Annotated in this window: 6 protein-coding genes, 1 tRNA gene and 1 pseudogene; 3 read left to right on the forward strand and 5 right to left on the reverse strand. The window is 71.2% G+C overall.

Annotated elements, in window-relative coordinates; all coding sequences use genetic code 11:
* From ACWGN5_RS41530 to ACWGN5_RS41540, 3 genes are all read right to left on the reverse strand, one after another.
* The coding region (locus ACWGN5_RS41530) for a LacI family DNA-binding transcriptional regulator (RefSeq protein ID WP_392160901.1) at positions 1-119 on the reverse strand (119 nt) is incomplete at its 3' end.
* Positions 120-216: 97 nt separating this feature from the next.
* Positions 217-843 (reverse strand): hypothetical protein, encoded by a 627-nt coding sequence (locus ACWGN5_RS41535; protein WP_453524144.1) that lies wholly within the window; start codon positions 841-843, stop codon positions 217-219.
* 174 nt (positions 844-1,017) lie between these two features.
* A complete protein-coding gene (locus ACWGN5_RS41540; protein ID WP_453524147.1) occupies positions 1,018-1,419 on the reverse strand; it encodes a RidA family protein in 402 nt (133 codons plus the stop codon).
* 96 nt (positions 1,420-1,515) lie between these two features.
* Here ACWGN5_RS41540 and ACWGN5_RS41545 point away from each other — a divergent pair, with 96 nt between their 5' ends.
* Positions 1,516-2,490 (forward strand): helix-turn-helix transcriptional regulator, encoded by a 975-nt coding sequence (locus ACWGN5_RS41545; protein WP_453524150.1) that lies wholly within the window; start codon positions 1,516-1,518, stop codon positions 2,488-2,490.
* Positions 2,491-2,578: 88 nt separating this feature from the next.
* Positions 2,579-2,657 (forward strand) — tRNA-OTHER (locus ACWGN5_RS41550).
* Positions 2,658-2,788: 131 nt separating this feature from the next.
* On the opposite strand, the gene ACWGN5_RS41555 is transcribed toward ACWGN5_RS41550, so the two are convergent.
* A complete protein-coding gene (locus ACWGN5_RS41555; RefSeq protein ID WP_453524153.1) occupies positions 2,789-3,403 on the reverse strand; it encodes a TetR/AcrR family transcriptional regulator in 615 nt (204 codons plus the stop codon).
* A 107-nt stretch (positions 3,404-3,510) separates the two neighbouring features.
* On the opposite strand from ACWGN5_RS41555, the gene ACWGN5_RS41560 reads away from it, so the two are divergent.
* Positions 3,511-4,080 carry an ester cyclase gene (locus ACWGN5_RS41560; protein WP_453524155.1) on the forward strand — a complete coding sequence of 190 codons (570 nt, stop codon included), beginning with the start codon at positions 3,511-3,513 and terminating at the stop codon, positions 4,078-4,080.
* Positions 4,081-5,038: 958 nt separating this feature from the next.
* Here ACWGN5_RS41560 and allB read toward each other — a convergent pair.
* Positions 5,039-5,943 (reverse strand): annotated as a pseudogene (gene allB / locus ACWGN5_RS41565) (allantoinase AllB); the annotation flags it as partial.

A 5,943-nucleotide genomic window follows, 5' to 3' on the forward strand; every position in this document is an offset into this window, starting at 1 on the left:
GCGTCCGGGAGTCGGCCCTTGCCGTTGAGCGCGTCGGAGACAGTCGTGATGGAGACCCCGGCGGCGGCGGCCACGTCCCGGATGCCTGCCCGGCCGGAACGGTGATCAGCGTGGTTCATAGAGCGTCGAAGGATAGAGGCAAGATCCACCCGCTCAGATCTCCACACCTTCACCACACGCGGAGTTGACGGTACGTCCGCCGGGGTTCCGTCCGGGTCAGGCAGGCGGCTGCCGCTCGGGCAGCGCGTGCGCGAGGAGGAACTCGGTCGCTCCCGCGATGGCCTCGGCGTACGTGCCGTGGACGGGCTCGGACTCCTCCGCCTGCTGGTCCGCGGCCGTCGCGGTGTACCACCAGGCGTCGGTGTCGGCGTCGTGGTGCACGACGGCCGTACCGCCCGCGTAGTGGAGCGGGATGGACTCCTTGGCGGACTTCCGCACGACGGCGTGCGGCCACTTGAGACGGGCCGACTGACGCTTGATCCCGCCCCAGGCGGCCCCGAGCTGGGCGTAGTTCGCCCCGCTGCGGCCGGCCACGGTGGCGGCGCTCTCCGCCAGCCGGTCGACGGACAGCTTCGCTTCGTACAGGGCCCGAAGAAGCGCCAGTTGCACGTCGGGCGCCGCCATGAGCACGGGATCGAAGGGCTTGCCGGCGGCCTCGTAGGCCAGCGCACGGGTCGAGATCCGCTGGGCCAGGGCGCGGACCGCGTCGAGGACCCTGTCGTCCATCGTGCTCGCGTCGTCCGGGGTGGGCTCGTCCCAGGGCGGTTCCACCAGGTTCGAGACGGTGTTCCAGAAGTTGTCGTCGCTCTTCTCGGGAGTCGGGATCCCGTCCACATCTGTCATGCGACAAGCTTAGCTGTCGAGGTTGGGTTTGCGACAGGAATATTTGTCGAGTGGGGGTGGGGGTTAGGGCGGCATGGTGCTGTCGGCGGTCGATCAGCCGTCGGCCACTACGCCTCGTGGGCGAGCCGTGTGCACTCGCCCACGAGGCGCCCCCTCACCGGAGCGACCTGCCGGTCACCGTCGAACGGCGAGGGCCTCGACTTCGAACAGCACGTCAGGTGCGGCCAGGCTCGCCACCCCGATCAGGGTCTGCGTGGGTGGGTTCGTGCCCCAGCCCTCGAGCACGGCCTCCGCGATCGGCCCGAGCTTGGTGACGTCGTGGTTCACGACGTACGTCCTCAGCTGGACGACGTGGCCGAGGTCGAGCCCGTGGGCGGCGAGGGCGACGCCGATGTTGCGGAAGGCCTGCTTCACCTGCTCGGTGAAGTCGGTCGAGACAACCGCGCCGTCAGGGCCCGATCCGTACTGACCGGAGATCAGCACCAGTTCCGTACCCACGGGGACGGCGGCGGTGTGGCTGTAGCCGAACGGGACCGGGTCGTGCAGACCTTCGGGGTTGATGAGGGCGTGTGCCATGCGGATGACCTCTCGTGCAGTACGGGCTTGTGTCGTCCTGAAGCCTCCCAACGAATACGCGACACCCTCTGTCATGTATTTCAGTAGAGTCTTCGGATGCGCGCCGATCGACTGGTCTCGCTGGTACTGCTGCTGCGACAGCACGATCGGCTGTCCGCGGCCGCGTTGGCCCGCGAGCTTGAGGTGTCCACCCGTACCGTGCTGCGCGACATCGAGGCTCTGTCGGCGGCCGGTGTCCCCGTCTACGCCGAGCGCGGCCGGAACGGCGGTTTCGCCTTGCTGCCCGGTTTCCAGACCGAGCTCACCGGACTGAACCACGACGAGGCCCTCGCCCTGCTGGTCGCCGGATCACGGCGCGGCGCGCAGGCGTTCGGGCTCGGGACGGCGCTCGCCTCGGCCATGCGCAAGGTCGTCGACGCACTGCCCGAGAGCCATCGGGCCACCGCGGCCGGTGCGGCGCGGCGGCTCCTCATCGACCCGGAGACCGATCTGCTGTCGCGTCGACAGGTGGTCGAGGAGGTGCCGGACGACATCGTGGGAGAGGTCCGGCGCGCGGTGTTCGCCGGACACAAGCTGCGCATCCGCTACGCGGCGGTGGAACAGGCGCCGAAGTGGCGCGCGGTCGACCCCATCGGCCTGGTCACCGTGCGCGGCCAGGGCTACCTGCTGGCCACGCGCTCCGGCGCGGACCGGACCTACCGGCTGTCCCGCATCCTCGCCGCAGAGGAGCTCGCAGAGCTGGCACAGCGGCCGGAACGCGTCGATCTGGACCGGGCCTGGCAGGAACGCAGTGCGCGGTTCCGGACGAGCGGTGACCAAGTCGCCGTACTGGTACGGATGCGGTCGGCGCGGCGGGAGGACCTGGTGGGCACCGCGCTGACCGTGCTCGGAGAGGAAGTCGAGGAGGACGGCCGACTGCGGCTGGAGGTGACCTTCCAGGACGCGAGGCACGCGGAATGGGCCCTGTGGAACCTCGGCACGGACGTCGAGGCCCTGGCACCGCAGTGGTTGCGCGACACCCTCGGCGAACGCGCTGCCGCGATCGCCACCCGCTACGGCGCGCCGTCCTGACGACTCGCCGTCAGGCCCTTGCCACCGGCCGGGCGGCGTCGGAATCCTGGTGCGCCTCATCGCGCGCGCTTGTAGGCTGCCGCACATCCCTCGTCGTCCAGCGGCCAAGGACACCGGTCGCCGGTTCGCCGGAGCCGGAAACCCGGGTTCAAATCCCGGCGAGGCAATCGCCCCCCCTCCCGCCACGCCGCGGGACCGAGCGGCCTCCGGCCATCCACCGCGCAGGCCGAGCAGGATCCGGCCATCCACCGCCCGTCCGCCCCTCCGCCCCTCCGCCCCTCCGCCCCTCCGCCCAGGCTCACAGCCTCCGTAGTGTCGCGACGGCCGTGTGGAGGAGGAAGGCTTCGGCGCGGTCCCAGGGCCAGCCGTTCTCGGCGACCAGGGTGCGCCAGCCGCCCGGGCCGAACCAGAACCACAGCAGGTCCGCTGTCTCGTCCTCCCCGTAAGCCGGCGCCGCCACGGTGTGCAGGTGCTGTGCGGCGGTACGGAGGGCGGCACGGTAGTCGGCGGTGGCGCGCTCCCACAGGGCTTCGCCGTCCTCGTGCGACGGCAGCGCCTTGTGGATCGCCTCATGCACGGCGAACAGGCCTTCGTTGCCCATCCGGGTGCCGTGGGCCAGCGCCTCGAGTACGGACTCCAACTCCCGCTCGGCGAGCACCGCACGCATCGTCCGCTCGTCGCCGGAGGCTCGTACGGCCGTGTCGACGATCTCGTTGAGGATGTCCCCCTTGCTGCCGGCGCTCGCGAAGACGGCCTTCGAGGACACGCCCGCTTCGGCCGCGATGTCCGCGACCGTCACGCGCCCGTAGCCGCGTTCGGCGAACAGCCGGGTCGCCGACTCCAGGATCTGCGCACGTGTCTGGGCTGCGGCTTCCTCACGCCGGGGTGAGACGTACTTGCGTTTGGTCGGCATGGGGGTCAGCCTAACCGCGAAACGCTCGACCTATTCAATAGGTGCTGTGTAACCTGAATATCAGTCAGGGCGGCGAACCGCCCCGTGCGCGAGAGGAACCGAACCCGATGGGAATGTCACCCGAGGACGCGGCCCGCGGACTCTTCACGGTCCTGGCGACCGGCGACGCGGCGCTGGCCGCGGAGGTCGTCCACCAGGACTTCACCAACCGTGAGGCGGTCGTCTCCCCCGCCGCCTGCTCCCTGCCCGGACCCGCGGGCGCGCTCGCGTCGGGCGCGTGGCTGCGCTCCGCCTTCACCGACCTCAGCTTCCCCGTCACCGATCTCGTCCACGACGGCGACCAGGTGTGGATACGGCTGCACATGCGGGGCCGGCACACCGGTCCCTTCGTCCACTACCGCGACGGCGCCCTGCTCCAGGCGATCCCGCCCACCGGGGCCGAGATCGACTCCGAGCAGGTCCATGTCCTGCACCTCCAGGACGGGAAGGTCCTCCGGCACGAGGCGGTCCGCGATGACCTCTCCCTGCTCGGGCAGCTCGGCATCTTCCCGCCCGGCCCCACCGTCCAGCTCATCGACGACTGGTACGCCGACGGGCGCGCGGCCCGGGCCGCCGCCGTCATCGCCGAGGCCGCCGAGCGGGCGGCGGCCACGGCCCGCGCGCACTCACGCGACTGAGAGGCCGCTTCAGCATCGCTGGTCACGTGGATGCCGCCGCTGCCGTTCGCCGCGCTTCGCGCCCTCGTGCGACGAAGCGCGGGAGAACGGCCACCGGCTCCCTCCCCCGCCGTAGCGGCCCCGCATGCCGCCGGGTAAGTTGGCGATCTTCGGCCCGCGCAACAGGGTTCGGAGTCCCCGAAGGCGTACGCCCTTGATGAATCCCGATCAGTCCCGTGCCCGGCTCCGCCTCGACGCGGCCCTGGATCGCGTCGCCGTCACCTTCCGCGGCATGACCGCCCGGCCCGACGAGACCAACTGCGAGTGCCACTGGGGCAGCGCGGAAGAACTCGCGCGGCTCAAGGTGGCGGACGTGGAGCTGGACCTCGATCTCCTACGGCGCACTTGGCAGGCCACCGACTGGACGGACCACGCATCCGTGCTGCGCCGGATCCTGCCCCAGCTCGCCTCGGCCCTCGTCGACGGGCTCGTCGAACCCCGATTCGGCGTGGAACGGGTCGGGCTCGCCTTCGCTCTCGGCAACTGGCAGGAGTGGCCTGCCGAGCAGGCCGCCGCGGTGGAGGAGTTCCTGCAGGCCTGGTGGGCGCACACGCTCATCGACCCGGACCCCACCGTGCCCGCGCATGACCTCCTCGTCCTGGCCGCCGAGGCCACCGGCACGGTGAGCCCGTGGCTCGACGCCTGGGAAGGGCTTCGCGACCCCGTCGCGGACGGACACCTCGCCGAGACGGCGGACCGCTGGGAGTACGACCTGCTCGGCGACCAACTTCCGTGGAGCGCTTGGGAGAACGAGGAGGAGATGCGCATCGAGCTGACGGACTGGCTCGTCCGCTACGCTCCCGCCCGGCTTCGCGCCCATGGCGCCTCCGAGGAGCTGCTCCACCGGATACGGCTGCTCGGTGTCACCGGCCCCGACCGCTGGGACGACCCGCACTGGCCCGGCCACTACTACTGAGCGGGCCAGGACCGCGAAGTCGGCGTCACGGCCGGCCTCGATCGCACCCTTGCGGGACAGGCCGGCGAGCCGGGCCGGACCCGCCGACATCCAGCGGACCACGTCCTCCAGCGAGTGGCCGCGGCGCCGGGCCTCGGTCCAGATCGCGGGCAGGCCGAGCTGGAGGGAGGAGATGCCGCCCCAGGCGGAGGCGAAGTCCGGCGTCTTGAGGTCGGCGGTGGACGGCGAGTGGTCGGAGACGATGCAGTCGATCGTGCCGTCCGCGAGCCCCTGCCACAGCGCGTCCTGGTTGGAGGCCTCGCGGATCGGCGGGCAGCACTTGAACTCCGTCGCCCCGTCCGGGATCTCCTCCGCGGTCAGCGTCAGGAAGTGCGGACACGACTCCACCGTGATCTTCACGCCCTCGGCCTTCGCCGCGGCGAGGGCCGGCAGCGCGTCCGAGGACGACAGGTGCAGCACGTGGACCCGGGCGCCGAGGCGGCGGGCCTGGTTGATCAGGTTCTCGATCGCCGTGTTCTCCGCGTCCCTCGGACGCGAGGCCAGGAAGTCGGCGTACGCGCCGCCCGAACGCTGCGGGGCGGCCGCCAGGTGGTGCGGGTCCTCGGCGTGCACGATCATCAGGCCCCCGAAACCGGCGATCTCCGCCAGCGAGGTCGCCAGCTGCTCCTGGTCGAGCTCGGGGAACTCCTCCACCCCCGACGGCGACAGGAAGCACTTGAAGCCGTAGACGCCGGCGTCGTGCAGCGGACGCAGGTCCTTGACGTTGTCCGGCAGCGCGCCGCCCCAGAAACCGACGTCGATGTGCGCCTTGCTGCGGGCGACCTCCTGCTTGACCCGGAGGTTCTCGACCGTGGTGGTCGGGGGCAGCGAGTTGAGCGGCATGTCGAGCAGGGTCGTGATGCCACCGG

The organism is Streptomyces sp. NPDC055815 (assembly GCF_053616475.1).